The organism is Aeromonas sp. 601039, from assembly GCF_049174415.1.
In the GTDB taxonomy this organism is placed as follows: domain Bacteria; phylum Pseudomonadota; class Gammaproteobacteria; order Enterobacterales; family Aeromonadaceae; genus Aeromonas; species Aeromonas veronii_A.
On record NZ_JAAKTL010000028.1, the window covers coordinates 1 to 20423 of the forward strand.

Annotated in this window: 16 protein-coding genes; 3 read left to right on the top strand and 13 right to left on the bottom strand. The window is 60.9% G+C overall.

All coding sequences use genetic code 11. The annotated features are described in order from the left end of the window. The first annotated feature begins 234 nt into the window (after window positions 1-234). Entirely contained in the window at window positions 235-741 is a 507-nt protein-coding gene (locus G5195_RS17975) for an NUDIX domain-containing protein (protein WP_421222423.1), read from the top strand. 132 nt (window positions 742-873) lie between these two features. Beyond that, a complete protein-coding gene (locus G5195_RS17980) occupies window positions 874-3036 on the top strand; it encodes an AsmA family protein (RefSeq protein ID WP_421222421.1) in 2163 nt (720 codons plus the stop codon). Window positions 3037-3209: 173 nt separating this feature from the next. Here G5195_RS17980 and glnE read toward each other — a convergent pair whose 3' ends face one another. The 9 genes from glnE to G5195_RS18025 form a co-directional block, all read right to left on the bottom strand. Further along, window positions 3210-6119 carry a bifunctional [glutamate--ammonia ligase]-adenylyl-L-tyrosine phosphorylase/[glutamate--ammonia-ligase] adenylyltransferase gene (gene glnE, locus G5195_RS17985; protein ID WP_421222419.1) on the bottom strand — a complete coding sequence of 970 codons (2910 nt, stop codon included), beginning with the start codon at window positions 6117-6119 and terminating at the stop codon, window positions 3210-3212. A gap of 187 nt (window positions 6120-6306) precedes the next feature. Continuing rightward, a complete protein-coding gene (locus tag G5195_RS17990) occupies window positions 6307-7650 on the bottom strand; it encodes an NCS2 family permease (RefSeq protein ID WP_421222417.1) in 1344 nt (447 codons plus the stop codon). 263 nt (window positions 7651-7913) lie between these two features. Continuing rightward, the gene (locus G5195_RS17995; RefSeq protein ID WP_005343410.1) at window positions 7914-8243 is read right to left on the bottom strand and encodes a hypothetical protein; all 330 of its coding nucleotides are present in this window, start codon (window positions 8241-8243) and stop codon (window positions 7914-7916) included. A 93-nt stretch (window positions 8244-8336) separates the two neighbouring features. Further along, window positions 8337-10004: an energy-dependent translational throttle protein EttA gene (gene ettA, locus G5195_RS18000; RefSeq protein WP_042054910.1), complete on the bottom strand. Its 1668-nt coding sequence runs from the start codon at window positions 10002-10004 to the stop codon at window positions 8337-8339. 182 nt (window positions 10005-10186) lie between these two features. Then, complete coding sequence (locus tag G5195_RS18005) at window positions 10187-11017, bottom strand: 5'-methylthioadenosine nucleosidase (protein WP_216951989.1); 831 nt, start codon at window positions 11015-11017, stop codon at window positions 10187-10189. Window positions 11018-11124: 107 nt separating this feature from the next. Next, window positions 11125-11982, bottom strand: coding sequence for a lytic transglycosylase domain-containing protein (locus G5195_RS18010; protein ID WP_421236363.1), 858 nt, complete (start codon window positions 11980-11982; stop codon window positions 11125-11127). A 155-nt stretch (window positions 11983-12137) separates the two neighbouring features. Next, the gene (locus G5195_RS18015; protein WP_421236364.1) at window positions 12138-12326 is read right to left on the bottom strand and encodes a hypothetical protein; all 189 of its coding nucleotides are present in this window, start codon (window positions 12324-12326) and stop codon (window positions 12138-12140) included. Between the two features lie 204 nt (window positions 12327-12530). Next, window positions 12531-13136, bottom strand: coding sequence for a DUF2076 domain-containing protein (locus G5195_RS18020; protein ID WP_421236365.1), 606 nt, complete (start codon window positions 13134-13136; stop codon window positions 12531-12533). A gap of 60 nt (window positions 13137-13196) precedes the next feature. Next, window positions 13197-14258 (bottom strand): NAD-dependent epimerase, encoded by a 1062-nt coding sequence (locus G5195_RS18025; RefSeq protein ID WP_421236366.1) that lies wholly within the window; start codon window positions 14256-14258, stop codon window positions 13197-13199. Between the two features lie 309 nt (window positions 14259-14567). On the opposite strand from G5195_RS18025, the gene G5195_RS18030 reads away from it, so the two are divergent. Next, on the top strand, window positions 14568-15179 hold the full coding sequence (locus G5195_RS18030; RefSeq protein WP_069556328.1) for a YitT family protein: 612 nt from the start codon (window positions 14568-14570) through the stop codon (window positions 15177-15179). A 101-nt stretch (window positions 15180-15280) separates the two neighbouring features. Here the strand turns inward: G5195_RS18030 and G5195_RS18035 are convergent, their stop codons facing one another. The 4 genes from G5195_RS18035 to G5195_RS18050 form a co-directional block, all read right to left on the bottom strand. Beyond that, the gene (locus tag G5195_RS18035; protein ID WP_421236367.1) at window positions 15281-16312 is read right to left on the bottom strand and encodes an ABC transporter ATP-binding protein; all 1032 of its coding nucleotides are present in this window, start codon (window positions 16310-16312) and stop codon (window positions 15281-15283) included. After that, window positions 16309-17367 carry an ABC transporter ATP-binding protein gene (locus G5195_RS18040; protein WP_421222407.1) on the bottom strand — a complete coding sequence of 353 codons (1059 nt, stop codon included), beginning with the start codon at window positions 17365-17367 and terminating at the stop codon, window positions 16309-16311. The genes G5195_RS18035 and G5195_RS18040 overlap by 4 nt, the downstream gene beginning before the upstream one ends. A gap of 31 nt (window positions 17368-17398) precedes the next feature. Then, a complete protein-coding gene (locus G5195_RS18045) occupies window positions 17399-19216 on the bottom strand; it encodes an extracellular solute-binding protein (protein ID WP_337073557.1) in 1818 nt (605 codons plus the stop codon). 149 nt (window positions 19217-19365) lie between these two features. After that, on the bottom strand, window positions 19366-20409 hold the full coding sequence (locus G5195_RS18050) for an ABC transporter permease (RefSeq protein WP_005343430.1): 1044 nt from the start codon (window positions 20407-20409) through the stop codon (window positions 19366-19368). Between the last annotated feature and the right edge of the window lie 14 nt (window positions 20410-20423).

The following is a 20423-nucleotide window of genomic DNA, read 5'->3' on the forward strand; positions in this document are numbered from 1 at the left end:
GCGCCGATGGTAGTGTGGCATTCGCCATGCGAGAGTAGGACACTGCCAGGCACCCAATACAAGAAACCCCGCTCATCGAGCGGGGTTTTTTGTTGCATGCAATTTATTAAATCGTCTGATAATTGTCCCGTTTTATTCCTCTCCCTTTGAATGCCTAGTCTTCCCCGTCGGTTTTACTCATAAAAAACGGTCACAACAGCGTAAAATGGTGCTTTATTTCGTCGGAGATAGCCCATGTTTTGTCCAAAATGCGGCGGTCAAACCCTGCAGAGCGTCAGCCCTAAAGAGTTTCGCTGTGGCTGCGGTTTTCATTTTTTCCAAAATGTGGCGACGGCTGTGATGGTGGCGCTTTGCTGGCAGGACGAGGTGCTGGTTGCGGTGCGTGCCCGTAATCCTGGCAAGGGGTTGCTGGATCTGCCGGGCGGATTTGTCGATCCCGGCGAGTCGCTGGAGGGGGCGCTGGTGCGGGAATTGCAGGAGGAGCTGGGGCTCAATGTCAGCGCCCAACCTTTTACCTATCTTGGTTCATACCCCAATATCTATCCCTACGACAATATCACCTACCACACCTGTGACACCTTCTTCGCCATCAGGCTGAGTCAAAAACCTGTCATCCAGCCGGCTGACGATGTGGCCGCCTGTCAGTGGCTGAAGATTAGCGATATCCCCTTGCCCCGCTTTGCTTTCGAGTCGACGCGCACCGCGATGGCGCGGCTGCAGCAATCCTCTTTGCAAGCCTGATTCCTGCTGATGACGATGGGGATTGGCAGCGACCATCCCTGTCTCATCCATGTCCGCTTTTGTCCCGCAGACGCCATTCGTCAGACGGTGAGTGGTATAGTCAGCAGTGGATCCGGATTCAAGGAGCATATCGTGAAGAAGATAGTTCTCATCTTGCTCGGCATCGCCGTAGCGGCCTTGCTGGCCATAGTGACGCTGATAAGCCTTATCGACCCCAATCAATTCAAGCCCCAACTGGCTGAACAGGTGCGCAAGAGCACAGGCCGGGAGCTGGTGATGGCGGGGGAGATTGACTGGCGTTTCTGGCCGAGTCTCGGCCTCTCGCTGGAGAAGGTCGCCCTGCGCAATCCGGCCGGTTTTGCCGAGCCGGATCTGGTTCGTTTCGAGCAGGGCGAGGCCTCGGTGGCCCTGTTGCCGCTGCTCTCCCATCGTCTGGAGATCGGCAAGGTGACCCTGAGTGGCGCCCATCTCTTTATCCAGACCAAGGCGGATGGCAGCTCCAATCTGAGCGGACTGATCAAAGATGCCACTGCTGATACAAGCGAACCGGTCGCTCCCGCAGCTCCTGCGCCAACCGCTGATAGCAAGCCCTGGCAGATCAGCTTGCAGGGTGTCGCGCTCTTCCAGGCCAGTGCGCTGGTACAGGATGATCGCAGCGGCACCTCGCTGCGACTGGATCGCCTCGATCTCGATATGGGGCAGCTGGCCACCGGTCAGTGGGTACCCGTGACGCTGGCCGCCAAGGGGAGTGCCGACAAGCTCGCTTTCGATGTTAAAGGGCAGGCCCAGATCAAGCTGGCGCAGGAGGTGATGGCGAGTGAACTGAAAGACTTGAGCCTCAGTGGCAGCCTGAGTGATCCGTCCCTGCGACTCGACAGTTTCTCCATCAAGGGAGACCGATTGGCCCTCGGTGAGTGGAGCAACCTCACGTTGGCGCTGAAGGGTGCCAAGGTAGAGGGGCAGCAAGCTTCACTGGCTGGCTCTCTGGAAGGAACACTTAAAGGGCGGCTCGACAAGGAGATGAAGCTTGCCGAGCTCTCCGATGTACTGCTGACCGCAGCGCTGGAAGGTGATGCGCTGCCACGCCCGCAGATGAAGCTGAAACTGGCCGGGTTTGCCCGTGCCGAGCTCGACAAGCAGCTGATCACCCTGAGCAAGCTGGTGATGAGTGCCGATGAGGCGCTGCTGAGTGGTGATGGAACCGTGCAGCTTGGCGCAGTTCCCTCCATCAGCTTCGATCTCAAGGGGGAGAAGCTGGATCTCGACAAATGGCTCGCCAAATCGGCACCGACCACACCTGCGCAGGCGAAAGAGGACAAACCGGCGGCCGGTGTTGCCAACACCGCTGCAAGTGGCAATAAAGCGATAACCGGCAAGAGCGAAGCCCTCTCCGCGGTTGAACCGGATCTGGGCGCGCTCAAAGGGGTGGATCTGGATGGTCGGCTGCAACTCGGCAGCCTGCGCCTGAAAGGGCTGGATCTCGGTGCTGTCGATCTGCAGCTGGCTCTGGCCAAGGGACTGCTGACGCTCAAACAGTTCAGCGCGACCGTGGCTGGCGGTCAGGTAAGCGCGAACGGGGTACTCGACGCGCGCCAGCAGCCCGCCACCTACAAGGTGCACAAGCAGGTGGCCGGAGTGAACATTCGTCCCTTGTTGCAGACTCTGGCCCAGAGCGATCTGCTGGAGGGCAGGGGCGATCTCGATGTGCAGGTGCAGGGGCGCGGTCTCTCTCCTCTGGCACTGCGCAACGGGATGCGGGGCAAGGTCACATTGAAACTGAGCGACGGCGCCCTGCACGGCATCAACCTGCCTGAGATGATCCGCGAGGCGCGGGCCACCCTCAGCGGCAAGGGGGCCGAGCAGGTGAAGGAGGCGCGCAAGACCGACTTCAGCGCCCTCACCGCCAGCTTCCAGATTGCCGACGGCATCGCCCGCAGCAACGACATCCAGCTCTTTGCCCCCGCCTTGCGGGTCAAGGGGGAGGGGCAGACGGCGCTGGTGCCGGAGAGCCTCGACTTCCTGTTCCTCACCTCCATTGTCGAGAGCAGCAAGGGGCAGGGAGGAAAGGATGTGGACGAGCTCAAAGAGATCACCATTCCGGTGCGGATCGGTGGCCACTGGCAAGCCCCCAGCTACCAGCTCGACGTGAAGGCGCTGCTCAGCAACAACAAGTTGCTGGAGGATAAGGCGCGCAAGGAGGCCGAACGCGGCCTCAAGAAGCTGCTGGGGGACAAGGCCGACAATGAAGCCGTCAAAGGTGTGGCTGACCAGCTGCTCAAGGGATTGTTCAAATAGCCCCAGCCTTTCGTTTTATCCCCATGCAGAGCCCGCCCCGTGCGGGCTCTTTCTTATTGTGGAGACCGTTCTGTGAGTGTCGTATCGGACTAGGCATTGGCCTGGCAACTCTATAGGGAAGGGCCCGCCTGAATTGCTTCAGGCGGACCCTTTTTCATTGCCGCTGGCGGGAATTACTCCCCCAGCAGGGTTTGCCAGACGCCGAGGACATGGCTGCGCTCACTCTGCAACTGATCGTCGCTCACCTTGCGGGAGATCTCCGAGAGGTTGAGGCGATGGCCGAGGTTGCGGATCTCCAGATAGGCCTGCTTCAGCCCCTCCGCTTGCTCCAGCGTCAGCACCCCTGCCATGACGCACTCGTCGAAGATGCGCACGTTATCGGACCAGCGAGTGAGGGCATCGGGTTCGACGCAGGCGTGGGCCAGCACCAGATACTGGGCGATAAACTCGATATCCACCATGCCGCCGGGGGACTGTTTGAGATCGAACTCGCCGGCACCGGCTTTGAGCAGGTGATCCCGCATCTTGTGGCGCATCTCGCGCACCTCGCGGGCTAGGGTCGGCAGCTCCCGCTCCTTGGCCAGCACATCGCGGCGGATACGGGCAAACTCGGCAACGATGGCATCATCGCCATAGATGGGGCGGGCCCGCACCAGCGCTTGATGTTCCCAGGTCCACGCCTCGTTTTGCTGATACTGCTCATAGGCCGAGAGGGACGAGACCAGCAGGCCGGAGTCGCCGGAAGGGCGCAGCCGCATATCGATCTCGTAGAGAATGCCGGAGGGGGTACGGGTGCTGAACAGGTGCAGGATCCGCTGGGCGAGACGCAGGTAGAACTGGCGGCTGTCGATGGGCTTGCGACCATCTGTGTAGCTGTTGGGATCGCCGCCGTGCAGAAACACCAGATCGAGATCCGAGCCGTAACCGAGCTCGATACCGCCCAGCTTGCCATAGGCCACCACTGCAAAGCCGCGCTGGCCGCTCAGCGCCACTTCGGGCGGCACTCCGTAGCGCTCGCTCATCTGGGCCCACGCCTGATTGACCACCTCTTCGGTGATCGCCTCTGCCAGCCAGGTGAGGTGGTCGCTCACCTTCATCAGCGGCAGGGCGCCGGCGATGTCGGCCGCCACGATGCGCAGCAGCTGTACCTGCTTGAACTGGCGCAGTGCCTCCATCTGCTGCTCCACGTCCTCTTCGGGGATGCGCAGCAGGAACTGGCGCAGCTGGGGCTTGTACTGGTCGAGCGGGGTGGGGTGGTAGAGGTGCTGGGGATCGAGCAGCTCGTCCAGCAAAATCGGGTAGCGGGCCAGCTGCTCGCTCACCAGATGGCTGGCGTCGCACAGCCGCACCAGCTGGCGCAGGGCGCCCGGGTTCTCCGCCAGCAGTTGCAAATAGGCGCTGCGGGTGAAGATGCGGGTCAGCAGCTCACAGACCCGTTCGAACAGGCGGGCGGGTTGCTCGCTGGCGACCACCAGCCGCAGCAGCTCCGGCATCAGCCAGTCCAGCGCGATGCGCCCCTGCGGCCCTACCTGACGGCGCTTGTACTCCTCCTTGAAACGCAGCAGCGCGGCACAGAGCGGGGCGGGCTCGGCCACCCCCTGCGCAGTCAGCAATTTTTCCAGCTCGGCGGCGTCGAGCTCGGTGCGCCACAGATCGAGCCAGAGCTGCTCCAGATGGGCGGGGGCCTCCTTCTCTTCCCCCACCACGGCGGCGAACTCCTGATGGACGGCGGCCATCTCCTCGTCCAGATGAGCCATAAAGGCGTCCCAGTCAGCAAAACCCAGAGCTGCGATCAGCCGTTGGCGATCCCGCTCCTCGGTGGGCAGGGTCTGGGTCTGCTGATCGCCGATCTCCTGCAGGATGTTTTCGACCCGGCGCAGGAAGCGATAGGCCGTCAGCAAGCGGTCGCAATGGGCGGATTCGAGGGCGCCACATTGGGCGATGGCGGCCAGCGCTTCGGGCAGGTGACGCACCCGCAGCGCCGGCTCGCGCCCGCCTCGGATCAGTTGCAGCGCCTGGGCGATAAACTCCACTTCACGGATGCCGCCAGCCCCCAGCTTGATGTTGCCCTCCAGCCCCTTGCGGCGCACCTCGGCGGCGATCATCGCCTTCATCTGGCGCAGGCCGTCGATAACGCCAAAGTCGATATAGCGGCGAAACACGAAGGGGCGAAGCATCTCGGCCAGCTCCACCGCGTGCTCGCACTGGGGCCCCAGTACCCGCGCCTTGACCATGGCGTAGCGCTCCCAGTTGCGGCCGTGGTGCTGGTAGTAATCCTCCATGGCGGCGAAGGAGATGGCGAGCGGCCCCGCATCGCCAAAGGGGCGTAAGCGCATATCGACCCGGAACACCTGACCATCCTGGGTGGGCTGGTGGAGGGCGTTGATGATGCGCTGGCCCAGCTTGATAAAGAACTGCTGGTTGGCGAGCTCGCGTCGCCCGCCAACCGTGTAGCCGTTCTCGGGGAAGGTGAAGATAAGGTCGATGTCCGAGGAGAAGTTCAGCTCGCCGCCCCCCAGCTTGCCCATACCGAGGATCAGCAGCGGTTGCGGGTTGCCATTGCCATCCATCGGGGTGCCCAGCTCGCCGCACTGTTTGGCGTAGAGCCAGTCGCGGGCAGAGCAGATCAGCGTATCTGCCAGCTTGGTGAGGTGGATAAAGCTCTCTTCTACTTCAGCGTGGCCCAGCAGCTCGCGCCAGGCGATCACCAGCATGCGGCTGCGGCGGAACTGGCGCAGGATGCGCTTGAGCGCCTCTTCATCACTCACCTCGGCGAGCAGGGCGGTCAGATCGCTCTGGTAGGCGGGCCAGCGCTCGGAGCGCTCCAGATCCCCGGAGGCGAGCAGTTCGGTCAGCAACTCCGGCTGTTTGAAGAGGGAGTCGGCGACAAAATCGGAGAGGCCGAGCAGGGTCAGCAGGGGCTGGCGAACGGGCTCGGGCAGCGAGCCATAGTCGGGGGCCAGCTCGACCAGCCGCTGCCACTGGCGCTCGGCCTGTTCTTGCAGCAAGGGCGGGAAAGCGGTGAGTGATGGGGAGATTGATGCGGAGATTGATGCTGAGGGAGAAGCAAAATGCTGGGCCACGGTTGCCGTCCTTGTGGTTCACGACAGGTGGTTAACGACATGGGGTTAACGAAACTGCCGGTTCAAAATGGTGGCTGCCAATCTAGCACTGTCAGGCCCCCGCGTCACAGCGCAGGGGCGAGAAGCATGATCCGGCAAATAAAAATGGGCTCCCTGTCGGGAGCCCATCGGATTGCGCTGGTCATTATCAGTGGCCGTCTACCCAGACGAACTTGAGCACGAACAGCAGGGCAACCACCAGCACGCAGGGGTTGATCTCGCGCCAGCGGCCGGTACCTGCCTTCATCACGCAGTAGGAGATGAAGCCCACGGCGATCCCCTCGGTGATGGAGAAGCTGAACGGCATCATCACCGCGGTCATGAAGGCTGGTACCGCTTCGGTCAGATCTTCCCACTTCACCCGGGTCAGCTCGGAGCACATCAGCACGCCCACATAAATGAGGGCGCCAGCGGCGGCGTAGGCCGGCACCATGGCGGCGACCGGAGAGAAGAAGATAGCCAGCAGGAACAGGATGCCGACCACGATGGCAGTCAGACCGGTACGGCCGCCGACGGCAACGCCGGAGCTGCTCTCGATAAAGGCGGTGACCGAGGAGGTGCCCATGAAAGCGCCGCCGACGGAGCTGACGCTATCCACCATCAGCGCCTGTTTCATGCGCGGGAAGTGGCCCTTGTCATCGGCCAGCTTGGCGCGGTTGGTGACACCGATCAGGGTGCCGGAAGAGTCGAACAGGTTGACCAGCATAAAGGAGAAGATGATCCCGGCGAGGCTGATATCGAGCGATCCCATCAGATCCAGCTGGCCGAACACCGGTTCGATGCTGGGGGGCATGGAGACAAAGCCCTTGAAGGTGACATCGCCAAACAGCCAGCCCAGACCCGTGGTGACCACGATGGCGATCAGCACGGCGGAGTGGACGCCGCGGGCGGAGAAAATGCAGATCAGGAAGAAACCGAGCAGACCCAGCAGGCAGGGCAGGGAGGTGAGGTTGCCCACGGTCACCATAGTCGCGGGGCTGGCCACCACGATCCCGGCGTTGTGCAGGCCGAGCAGGGCGATCAGCAAGCCGATACCGGCGGTGATGCCGACCCGCAGGGTGAGCGGGATGTTGCCGATCAGCCAGTAGCGCACCCGCAGCAGGGTGAGGATCAACAGACCCATGGCACCCCAGAAGATGGTGCCCATGCCCACTTGCCAGGAGTAACCCATGCCGGCGACGACCACGAAGGCGAAGAAGGCGTTGAGGCCCATGGCGGGAGCCAGGGCGATCGGCAGGTTGGCCAACAGGCCCATCAGGATGCTGCCGATACCGGCGATGAGGCAGGTGGTGACGAACACGGCCTGGGTGTCCATGCCCGCCGCAGAGAGGATCTGCGGGTTGACGAACACGATGTAGACCATGGTCAGGAAGGTGGTGATACCGGCGATCACTTCGGTGCGGGCGGTAGTGCCATGGCCTTGCAGGGCAAACAGGCGCTCAAGCAATCCTTGCCCGGCGGCCTGATTGGCAGCTTGGTGTTGTTGATTCATGTTGGATTCCAATAGGTGACGTGAAATAAGCAGCAGGGGAACGGGCTATCCCATCCATGCGGGGTAAATTGCCCTGTTTCTGGCGGTTAAGTAACCAGACTCGTCCTGATACCGTGACAGCGCGCACATTTTTACACAGGCGGCGCCGTTTACAAACCCCGGATCTGCGAAGCAGATCAATGAATAGAGTAAAAATTCAAACGTTTGCTTTTTGAGCGTGAAAAAAGGTTCTCAGCAGAGAACCTTTTATCGAAAATTGGGGCTTAAAGGGTCTTGAAGTAGCGCTCGACCAACTGGGCCAGCACCGAGTCGAGCCGGTCTTGAACCTCACCCAGTTCACGGCCGAAGCGGCGCAGAAAGAGGCTTGCCTGCTCTTCGGTCAGCTTGCGCCCCTCGATAAAGAACTCCTGCTCCGGCAGTTGCTTGTCGTAGCGGGGGATCAGCACCCAGCTCACCAGCTCGGGCTCCACGGCGGCAAAAATCTTGGCGGCTGCGGCACAGAAGGTCTCTATGTGCTCCTTGCCATCCGGCCCGAGGCACCCCGGTTCAACCCGGATCTGGATGGTGAGTTTTTTCTCTATGGGGGTCGTCATCGTGCTACATCCATGCAAAGGCATCCGTCTAGGATTGTAAGCCAAAAGACAACAGAAAGGGGAGCCGGAGCTCCCCTCAACACGCAGTCAGCCTTATTTGGCGATGCGCTTGTACTTGGCGCGATGGGGCTGGATCGCCTCGGCGCCGTAGGTCTTCTTCTTCCACTCTTCGTATTCGGTAAAGTTACCTTCGAAGAACTCGATCTTGCCCTCATCCTGATAGTCCAGGATGTGAGTGGCGATACGGTCGAGGAACCAGCGGTCGTGGGAGATGACCATGGCACAACCCGGGAACTCCAGCAGGGCGTTCTCGAGGGCGCGCAGGGTTTCGATATCCAGATCGTTGGTCGGTTCATCCAGCAGCAGCACGTTGCCGCCGGTCTGCAGCAGCTTGGCCAGATGCAGACGACCGCGCTCACCACCGGAGAGTTCGCCAACCCGCTTCTGCTGGTCGGAACCTTTGAAGTTGAAGCGGCCGATGTAGGCGCGGCTCGGGAACTCGTAGTTGCCGATGCGCAGGATATCTTGACCGTCAGCGACCTCTTCGAAGACCGTCTTCTTGTCATCCATGCTGTCGCGGAACTGATCGACAGAGGCCAGTACCACGGTTTCACCCAGGGTGATGGAGCCGGAATCCGGCTGCTCCTGACCCGACATCATGCGGAACAGGGTCGACTTACCGGCACCGTTCGGGCCTATGATGCCGACGATGGCCCCCTTCGGAATGGCAAACGACAGATCGTCGATCAGCACCCGATCACCGTAGGATTTGCGCAGGTTGGCCACTTCCACCACCTTGTCGCCGAGGCGCGGTCCGGGCGGAATGAACAGCTCGTTGGTCTCGTTGCGCTTCTGGTAGTCGTTGGTGTTGAGCTCTTCGAAGCGAGCCATACGGGCCTTGGACTTGGCCTGACGCCCTTTCGGGTTTTGACGAACCCACTCCAGCTCTTTCTCGATGGACTTGCGACGGGCCGCTTCGGAACTTGCTTCCTGCGCCAGACGGGCGTCCTTCTGCTCCAGCCAGGAGGAGTAGTTGCCTTCCCACGGGATACCTTCGCCGCGGTCCAGCTCCAGAATCCAGCCCGCCACGTTGTCGAGGAAGTAACGGTCGTGGGTGATCGCCACAACAGTGCCTTCGTAGTCGTGCAGGAAGCGCTCCAGCCAGGCCACGGATTCCGCATCCAGGTGGTTGGTCGGTTCGTCCAGCAGCAGCATGTCCGGCTTTTCCAGCAGCAGACGGCAGAGCGCCACACGGCGGCGCTCACCACCGGAGAGGTGCTTGATCTTGGCATCCCAGGCCGGCAGGCGCAGGGCATCGGCCGCGCGCTCCAGCTGGTTCTCCATGTTGTGGCCGCCCTGGGCCTGGATGATGGCTTCCAGCTCGCCCTGTTCGCGGGCCAGCTTGTCAAAGTCGGCATCCGGGTCGGCGTAGGCCGCATAGACCTCGTCCAGACGAGCCATGGCGCGCTTCACCTCGCCAACGGCCTCTTCGACCGCTTCGCGTACGGTCTGCTCCGGCTCCAGCTTCGGCTCCTGCGGCAGGTAGCCGATCTTGATGCCGGGCTGCGGACGGGCTTCCCCTTCGATCTCGGTGTCGATGCCCGCCATGATGCGAAGCAGGGTCGATTTACCGGCGCCGTTCAGACCCAGCACGCCGATCTTGGCGCCCGGGAAGAAGCTCAAGGAGATGTTCTTGAGAATATGACGCTTGGGCGGCACTACCTTGCCGACCCGGTTCATGGTGTAAATAAATTGAGCCATTGGCTAATTCTCTTCCTTTTCAGCAGGTTAATGTCTTGGCATTAACAGACTGATGTCGTGGTGGGGCCTGGTCGACACAGGTCAACCCGGTTCCAAAAAACGTTCCGATTGTAAACCAATGGGCAAGGGGGGGCAAAGATGGGGAAGATAGGCCGCCTGTCATGACGGCCTCTTATAGGGCCTTATGCCTTGTGGAAACTGTTGATCAGAGCGTTTGCGTAATCAATGACAAATTGCTGGCAGTGGATGGCAGTCTGCGGGTCAAACTCTTCACCGTGGAGATCGGTATTGGAGAGTACCCGGATGCCGACAAAGGGTACCTTGTAGGCCTCAGCCACTAGGGCGGCGGAGGAGGTTTCCATCTCTTCCGCGGCGGTCTGGTAGGTCTGATGCAGCCAGTTGATGCGCGCTACCTGTCGGTTCCACTCATCGGCGGTGCCAATGATGCCGCCTACTACTCGGCCGTGGCGATAGCGATCGGCCATACCGAGGGCGCGGCCAATCAGCTCGGGATCGCCAGCGAACGAGCTGTGCTCCACCAGCTTGCCGTTATCGCGCAGACGCATGGTGACCTCGAAGTTGTGCCATTTGCTCGGATCGACGCCTTGCTCGGCGGGCATCAGGTCACTGCGATAGGCTCCCATGTTGAAGCTCTTGGTGCCGATAACGATATCGCCCCGGTGCAGTGCCGGATCATGGCCTCCTGCCGTACCCTGATTGATGATGAGACGCGGCTTGAAACGCTCAATCGCCAACGTGGTGGCGGCAGCGGCATTGGCCAGACCCACCTCGGTGCGGGAGATGACCACCGGATAGTCCGAGATAGTACCCTGCCAGTATGTCCAGGCCCCCACAGTCAGCTCCGTCTTGTCTTTCAGTGCGGCAACGAGAGTTTCGACTTCGACGTCCATCGCCCCCTGGATCAGGATGGGGGCCGGGGTGGCCGCCATCACGCTGGAGGAGAGGAGGGCAAAGAGGGTGAGCAGGCGCGAACAGCGTTTGATGATATTCATGGGATACCTGTAGGGCTGGCGAGAAAGCGCCGGATCCTACCGAAAGGAAAACGGTTGCGCAATGTTGGTGCGTGTTTTGTCAGTAACGGACATGCTGATGAATGGCCTCAGGGCTGCTTGTGGCCAGCGAAGTAGAGCACCCGTTTTACATACTCCTGTGTTTCGTCATAGGGTGGGATCCCGCCATAGCGTTCCACCGCTTTTTCCCCGGCATTGTAGGCTGCCGAGATCAGTACCCAGTCGCCATCGAAGCGGCGATCCAGCCACTTGAGATAACTGACACCACCCTTGATGTTCTGGGCTGGATCGAATGGCCGGGTTACCCCGAACCGTTGCTGGGTTTCGGGGATCAGCTGCATTAGCCCCTGAGCATTTTTGGGTGAAACGGCGCGGCTGTTGAGATTGGATTCGGCGATGGCAATCGCCAGTACCAGCCGGGCATCCACCTTATGGTGTTTGGCGGCGTGACGCAGCATGCTGACCAGTTTTTGCTTGGCGGGGGGCTGGTGGGCAACCCAGGAGTCGACATTGAAGGGGGTGGAGGGGAGCTGCGCCAGATAGCCCCCCTGACCGCCACGGATCCCGATGCCACACCGCTCCCCCATAGGGGCATTGCCGATGCGGGCGTTGTAGTAACGGGCGGCCTGTTGGTTACCCAGGCGCATAGCCATGGCGAGATAACTGTTGGCCAGCCTGGCGCTGCGCACCGAGGCTGGGCCGGTGGCGAGCAGGCGGCCGATCCGGAAATAACCTTCGGGATTGCCGGTGCTGGCGGCGACACAGTAGAGGGCGATGGCTTTTTGCAGATTGCCGTGTTGCTGGGCCACTTGACCCTGCTTGATCGCCGTTAGCGCCTTGGGGGCCTGTCTGAAATCCCTGCCTTGTGCCATCGCCCGCGGCGTACCTGCCAGTAACAACGACAAAAAAAGCAGCAAAAACAGTCCGTTTTCGCTGATGTGCCTCATGGGTTATCTCCTGTTTGAGTACAGAAGATATAGAGGAACATGGCTGCTATCGCCACGAACCCAGTGGATCCTGTTGTTATAGCCGGTTGATTTCAGAGAGCAAAACGGTATGGAACTAACGGCATCTCGACAGTTTCACACCATTTTTCATCCGGTTAGAAGTCGTGGTGATACTCCTGCTCATCCAGCACCGTGGGAGGAAGCGTGCGATAGAAGCTGCCAATTTCGCTGACAACCCAGAGCGAAAGCAGGGCCAGCAGGCTGAGCAGGGGAAGCAGAGAGTGGCTCTGGGTCAGGGTATAGGCCGCAATGGCGGTACCGGTCAAAAGCAGGGTTCGGATCATGAGGTGGCTCCTTGTCGTCATGGGGGTGTTGCGTGGCCACGGACAGAGCGCCTGGGGTCGGGAGTTGTTCCCGGGTGGCACGAAGCGCGCTGAGTATATCGCGTCATGCCGTTGCCGATCCGTGGTGTCATCACACTTTCCATAGTCATGGGGTTCGTATCGAGTTGGGCCCCGCCAGATGCGGGGCCAGTAATGGTTTGATGGTCAGAAGAAACCGCCGTTGTTATCGTCACTGTCGGCCCAGCCGCTACTCTGGCTATCGTCGTCGAGAAAATTGCTGCCAACATCGGGAGGTGAATCCCAGCCGTCCCAGCGCACCGGTTCCGCATCGACCGGATTGGCGATGGGCGCTGGCTCTATGATGTCGATGATCTCCTCGGGGCGGTTGTGGTGAAACAGTCCGCCGATCATATCGGCCAGCATCACGCCACCGGCCACACCGGCGGCGGTTTGCAGAGCGCCGTCCAAAAAGGAGCTGGTACGGGATGCTGGCTGGGCAGGAGCGGATGCCGGTGGCGGCGTAAAGCGCGGAGGCGGGCTGCTTTCGCTACCAAACAGGCCGGAGAGAAAACTGCCGCCGCTCGAACTGTTCTGGCTGGCCTCCAGCTCCTTGACTCGATCGTTGAGGCGGGTAAGGGCTGCCTGCTGGATCAGCAGCGCCTGGGCCATGTAGTAGGGGGCATCGGGCTGCTCTGCCAGATGCTGGCGGATCAGCTGATCCGCTTGTGGGTCTCGTTTGCTATCCATGGCTTGCGCTTGCTTGAGGCGGTCGAACAGTCCATCGATCAGACCCTGTTCCTGTGATTGCATCTCAAATCCTCGCTATGGTGCGCAGACAGTGCGTTCAGCCATCCTAAAACCCGCGGGGCATCAGTGGTATCTGATTAACTCATCAATGACCGAGGGGCTACCCGCGCTCGTCAGCGGCGGGCGATAGTAGTCGAGATACCAGCGGACAAACTCGGCAACCCCCTGCTTGAGGGGCGTGGCGGGGCGCAGGCCGGTGAGGGTGTGCAGCGGTTCGCTGTCGGCCCAGGTAGCGTGCATGTCACCTGCCTGCATCGGCAGCATCCGCTTGATGGCGGGTTTGCCGATGGCCTCCTCCAGCGCCTCGATAAAATCGAGCAGCCGCACCGGCTGGCCGTTGCCAATATTGAGGATGCGGTAGGGAGCTGCGCTCTCGGCCGCGCTCTGCTCGCTGGCGTGCCAATCGGGATTGGGGCGGGGCGGCTGATCGGCGACGGCGAGGATCCCAGCGACGATGTCGTCTATGTAGGTGAAGTCGCGGCTGAGATCGCCGTGGTTGTATACGTCGATGGGCTCACCCGCGAGGATGGCGCGGGTGAACTTGATGATGGCCATGTCGGGCCGACCCCAGGGGCCGTAGACGGTAAAGAAGCGCAGCCCTGTGGTGGGCAGGCCATAGAGGGTAGAGTAGGCGTGGGCCATCAGCTCGCCGCTCTTTTTGGTCGCAGCGTAGAGGGAGACCGGGTGATCCACCTGCTGCGCGGTGGAGTAGGGCATCTGCTCCCCCATGCCATAGACCGAGCTGGAGGAGGCGTAGATGAGGTGCTGGATCCCGTGGTGACGACACCCCTCCAGCACCGTCAGCATGCCGGTGAGGTTACTGTCGGCATAGGCGAACGGATTGTCGATGGAGTAACGCACCCCCGCCTGCGCCCCCAGATGGATCACCCGCTCGAAACCATGATGGGCAAAGAGAGCCGCCATCGCCTCGCGATCCGCCAGATCCAGCCGCTCGAAGCGAAAATTGGGGAAACTGGCCAGCTGGGCCAGCCGTGCCTCTTTCAGGCTCACCTCGTAGTAGTCGTTGAGGTTGTCGATCCCCACCACCCGATGGCCTGCCGCACAGAGCTGGCTGGCCACATGAAAACCGATAAAACCGGCGACGCCGGTGACCAGATAGGTCATGGTTGGGGTCCTGTGCAGATCATGGGGCTCCTTACGGTGATGGGCAAAGGGGGCTGCGCGCTTTGTAGCAGAGCCGGCGCGTTTGTGCCATGGCAAACCGCCTCTGACGGCGCGGCATGCTGCATCTTGGTGCAGCGAGTGTCAATGCCAGATGACAGGCACCAGAATGGGGCGTTCAGCCTGACTGTTGTGATCCTTTTCACAAAAAATAGACTGGACCCCATAACGAAGCCCTGTGGACAGGGCTCGCAGCCTGCCCGCAACGGCAGGCGACAGACACTCTCTCTTTACTTCGCTTGGATACAGGTTATGGACAACACCTCGATTCGCACTGCCCATCCCATTTATGAGGATGTGCTGGCCCTGCTGACGGCGGCCAGCTTTGTTTCCCTCGGCATCTTTCTGTTTCATCAGGTTGGCCTGCTCACCGGCGGGACTGCCGGGCTGGCGCTGCTGCTGCAAAAGGTGACCGGCATCAGCTTCGGCCTGCTGTTTTTCGGCATCAACCTGCCCTTCTATGCGCTGGCATGGCTGCGGATGGGGCCACGTTTTACCTTCAACACCTTTGTCTCGGTGGCGGCGGTCTCCTACATGACCGATCACCTCAACGGTGTATTGCAGATCGGCAAGATAGAGCCCCTCTATGCGGCGCTGATCGGCGGTACCCTGATTGGCATGGGTCTGCTCATCATGTTTCGTCACAAGTCGAGTCTGGGGGGCTTCAACATTCTGGCGCTCTTTATTCAGGATCGCTTTGGCATCCGGGCGGGCAAGCTGCAGATGGGGCTCGATTGCGCCATTGTTGTCGCCTCGTTTTTCGTGGTGCAGCCCTGGATCCTGGCGCTTTCCATCGTGGCGGCGGTTATCTGTAATCTGGTGTTGACACTCAACCACAAGCCGGGCCGTTACCAGATTGCCTGACAAGCGGTAGCCGTGACCCGATAAGACAAGAGTGACCCGATAGCACGAGGCGGCCTGATGGCCGCCTCGTCTGTTTCTCCCCTGGTGTTTGTTCGCTGCGCCTAGCTCGCCTGTTCCAGCCTGCTGTCGCCGCTCATGGCGTTGCCGCTGATAGCGTGACCACCGACGGCGAGCGGGGTGTGGCAGGCCACTTGATGATGGGCCTCATCACACGCCTCAAGCTTGGGTGCCTTGCTTTTGCACAACTCGGTCGCATGGGGGCAGCGCTGGTGGAAGTGGCAGCCGCTTGGCGGCGAGATGGGGGAGGGCACATCGCCGGTCAGCAGAATGCGCTGACTGCGCCTGCGCGGGTCCGGTACCGGAATGGCAGAGATCAGCGCCTGGGTGTAAGGGTGGCGCGGCGCCAGATAGAGCGACTGGGCATCCGCCAGCTCGACGATCCGTCCCAGATACATCACCGCGATGCGATCCGAGATGTGTTTGACCACCGACAGATCGTGGGCGATGAAGATGATGGAGAGGTTCATCTCCCGCTGCAGGCTGAGCAGCAGGTTGACGATCTGCGACTGCACCGAGACATCGAGGGCCGAGACTGCCTCGTCACACACCAGCAGCTTGGGCTTGAGGGCGATGGCGCGGGCGATGCCGATCCGCTGGCGCTGACCGCCGGAAAACTCGTGGGGGTAGCGATCCACCGCACTGCCCGGCAGGCCCACTTTTGCCAGCAACTCCTGCACCCAGCCGCGGCGCTGCTCAGTGTTGCCTTTACCGTGGATGATAAAGGGCTCCTCCAAAATCTGGCCCACGGTGTGGCGGCTGTTGAGGGATTCTGCAGGGTCCTGAAACACCATCTGCATCTCCTGACGCAGGGAGCGCATCTCCTTCGGGCTGAGGGCGGTGATGTCGCGCCCCTCGAAGGTGATGGTGCCTGCGGTCGGCTCGAACAGCTTGAGCAGGCTGCGCCCGAGGGTGGACTTGCCGCAGCCCGACTCACCCACCAGCCCCAGCGTCTCCCCCTGCTTGAGATCGAAGCTGATGCCATCCACCGCGTGAACCTTATATTGCTTGCGCAGGAAGCCGCCTCCCAGCCGGAAGTGCTGTTTCAGATCCCTGACCGATAACAGAGTGCTCATGGGGTCAACTCCTTCCAGTAGTGACAGGCGACATGGTGGCGCGGATTGAGTTGCTCCACCGCCGGAATGGCGCTGATGCAGAGATCGGTCGCATGGGGGCAGCGGTTGGAGAAGCGGCAGCCTGCGGGCATCTCGTGCAGGGCTGGCACCTGTCCCTTGATGGTCTTGAGCAGGCTCTTGGGCTCATCCTCCAGGCGCGGGATCGAGCTCATCAGGCCGTGGGTATAGGGGTGACGGGGATGGTCAAACAGTTCGAACACATCGGCCTGCTCCACCGCCCGCCCGGCGTACATCACCACCACTTCGTCGCACAGCTCTGCAACCACCCCCAGATCGTGGGTGATAAAGATGATGGCCATCCCGGTCTGGGCCTGCAGCTCTTTCATCAGTTCGAGGATCTGGGCCTGAATGGTAACATCCAGCGCCGTGGTCGGCTCGTCGCAGATAAGCAAGTCTGGCTCGCAGGAGAGCGCCATGGCGATCATCACCCGCTGGCGCATACCGCCGGAGAGGTTGTGGGGATAGACCGCAAAGCGTTGGGCTGGTTCCGGGATCCCCACCTTCTGCAGCATGGCGATGGCCGCGGCTTTACGCTGGGCCTTGTCATACTCGGGGCGATGGAGACGAAACACCTCCATCAGCTGCTCACCGACCGTCTGCACCGGGTTGAGGGCCGTCATCGGCTCCTGAAAGATCATCGAGATGCGGTTGCCGCGCACCTTGTACATCTGATCCGGCGCAAGCGACAGCAGCTCCTCCCCCTGAAAGCGGATAGAACCGGCTACCACCTGACCGTGGGGTTTGGGCAAGAGCCCCATGATGGCGAGCGAGGTAACGCTCTTGCCACAGCCGGACTCGCCGACGATCCCCAGCGTCTGACCCGGGGCCACCTTGAAGCTGACCCCGTCGAGCACCTTGATTTTGCCGTCATCGACGGCGAACTCCACCTCAAGATCGCGTACTTCGAGGATTGGGGCCTGGTGCTGGCCGTTATCAGCGGCGAACACCCCCCCGTTATCCGGTACGTCAAGAATGGGGGCCTGAGTGTTGGGCATAACGGCTGCTCCCTTCGCAATGGCCTGAATATCAATGACGTGCATAGGTCTTGTCGAGCAGGTTGATGGGCGCCAGCGCCTCCCCTGCCTCCTTGGCGTTGCGGGTCTCTTCCTTCACCTTGGGATCGAGCCAGAGCAGACCACCACTACTGTGAGGATAACCATCCATCGGCCAGTAGAGCAGATCCGGCGTGTTCTTGGTGGCAGGTACGTCCGGCAGCATCACATAACGCCAGCTGCTGGCCCGCACATAGTTGAGCTGCACCCCGGGCACGAAGATGGCGAGATCATAGATGCGCTGCTGGATCTGGCGGGAGATCTCGGCCCGTTTGGCCATGTCGAATTCGACGTTGTAGGCGTCGATCAGTGCGTCCAGCTCCTTGTCCGCTACGTTGAACAGGTTGTTGGTCTGCGGTTTGTTGGCATTGGCGGAGTGGAACGACTCCCAATATTGTGGATAGAGACCGCCGCCGCCCCAGCCAAGCCAGGCCGCCTCGTGTTTCTTCTCCAGCATCACCTTGAAGCCGGTGGCGCCATCCACTAGGTTAAGCTCCAGATCGAGACCCGCTTTCTTGGCCTCCTCTTTCAACACGGTCAGGCGCTTGGAGTGCTCCTGACTGGTGTAGGTGAGTGCCAGCGTCAGCCGCTCCCCCTTCTCATTTTGCAGGATGCCGTCCGGCCCCGGCTTGTTGTAGCCGCCCTTGGCAAAGTACTCCCGCGCCTTGCCGATGTCATAAGCCCGCTCCGGCAGCGTCATGTCGGTGAACTCGCCAAAACCCGAGCCGAAGGTGGTGGCTCTGTCATAGTCGCCGCGCAGCACGGTCTCTATCATCTTGTCGATGTTGAAGGCGTGCTGGATGCCGAGGCGCACGTTTACGTCTGCCAGTTTGGGGTTGGCCACATTGAGGTGAACTCCCTGACCGCCCTGTTTGGTGTCGGTCATGGCCATCACCTTCTGCACGTACCCCTTCTTGTACTCCGGGGTGACCGCTTTTTCATGCCACCAGTTGGGCAGGATCATCTCGAAGGTATCGATCTCCCCTTTCAGGAAGTGGCGGAAGGCGATGTTGTGGTCGCGGATCACCTGCACCTTGATGGTGTCGATGTTGAATCTGTGCTGGTTATAGCGATCATCCTTTGCCCACCAATCCTTCTGCTTGCTGAAGGTGACCGACTTGCCCTTCTTGACGTCGCTGATCACGTAGGGACCTGTGGTGGGCACCACGGCCCAGTTGTACTGCTTCACCCAGTTGGGGGTCAGCTTGTAGTAGTGCTTGGGCTGGGGCCACAGCTCGGTGGTGTTGAGCAGATCCAGCTTGGCCTTGCGGCTGCCCGCTTTGACCATAATGGTGTGATCATCGATCTTCTCTACCGCGACCACTTCAGTGGTGTAGTAGTTGTTGAACCAGGGCCCCTTGATGTGTTTGGAGCGCATCATCTCGTAGCCGAAGGTGTAGTCGTCAGCATTGACCGGCTTGCCATCCGACCATTTGGCACGGGGATCCAGCTTGAAGTAGACGGTCTGGCTGTCTGGCGCTATGGCCCAGTGGGTCGCGAGCGAGGGGATGGGGTTGCCGGTATTGGGGTGGAAGCTGATGAGTCGCAACTGGTTATCGAGAATAAAGGAGCGGAACGATCCGTTGGAGTCAGGCCCCACGGTACGAAACGTCAGCGGAAAGCTCTCCACAAACATATTGAGGCTGCCACCCGGCAGCGCCTTGGGGGAGGCGAACACAGGATCCGTGTCGTTGGTCTCCCATTTGAGATCCGCGGGCAGGCTGGCCGCCCAGACCCAGGATCCGTTTACCAGCACAAAGAGAGCACCTATCCATTTGATTTTATTTTTCATGTTTGACTTCCAGGTCTGGCCCCTGCACTGGGGGTCTTGATTGATAACGGGATTATCCCTTGCTCCCGGGACCGCCGATGGCGGCGGCCCGTCCTTCATTAATCACTGTTCGTTACCCGGCACCTGCCGATGCGCTGGCATCGGCTGGCTTATTGGTAACGGGTAAATTTGCGCGGATCAAACGCCTCGCGGATCGCCTCACCGATAAAGGAGACCATGATCAGCACCAGACTCACCGCCGCCACCACGGAGCTGACGATCCAGATGGCATCCAGATTGTTGATGCCTTGGGAGAGCAGCTCCCCCCAGCTCGGGGTCGGCGGTGCCAGCCCGAAGCCCAGATAGTCGAGGGCCGTCAGGGTGGAGATATTGCCCACCACGGCGAACGGCGCCAGGGTGACGATCATCATCAGGGTGTTGGGCAGGATGTGGTTGAAGATGATCCGCCCGGTGGTCGCCCCTTGTGCCCGCGCCGCCATCACATAGTCCCGTGCCCGCTCCTTGTAGGTGAGGGTGCGCATATACCAGGTGATCCCCATCCAGCCGAACAGCACGTTGATGGCGACAAACAGGCCGAAGTTGGGCTTGGCCAGCGACACCAGGATCATGATGACGTAGAGAAACGGCACCTGGGACCAGATCTCGATAAAGCGTTGCAGGATGAGATCAAAGCGGCCGCCGAGAAAGCCCATGAGACAGCCGATGGTGACCCCGATGGCGTAACTGGCCGCCAGCGCGATAAAGGCAAAGCCGATGGCGATGCGAAAGCCGTAAACCAGTCGCGCCAGCACGTCGCGGCCGCTGGTGTCGGTGCCGAGGAAGTGGCGCTCGGCCGCGCTGGGGGCGTAGGGCGGGTAGGCATCCTCCTTGAAATCCTGCTCGTAGGGGTTCCAGGGTACCGGCGGCAGCAGCACCCAGTCGCCCTGGCCCTCTGCGGCAAATTTGGCCTTGAGCTGGCGGTAGTTGGTTTCGTACTCGTAATCGAGCCCGAACTGCTGACCGGGGATCACATCGCCATAGGTGGGGAAATGCAGCTGGCCCTGATAGCTCACTATCAGCGCCCGGCTGTTGACCAGCAGCTCAGCCAGCAGGGAGAGCAGCACCAGGGTGGTGAAGATGATGAAGGAGTAGTAACCGCGCTTGATCGACTTGAAGCGCTTGAGTTTTTTCAAGGTAACCGGATTGAGCTTCATGGTCAGTCTCCAAA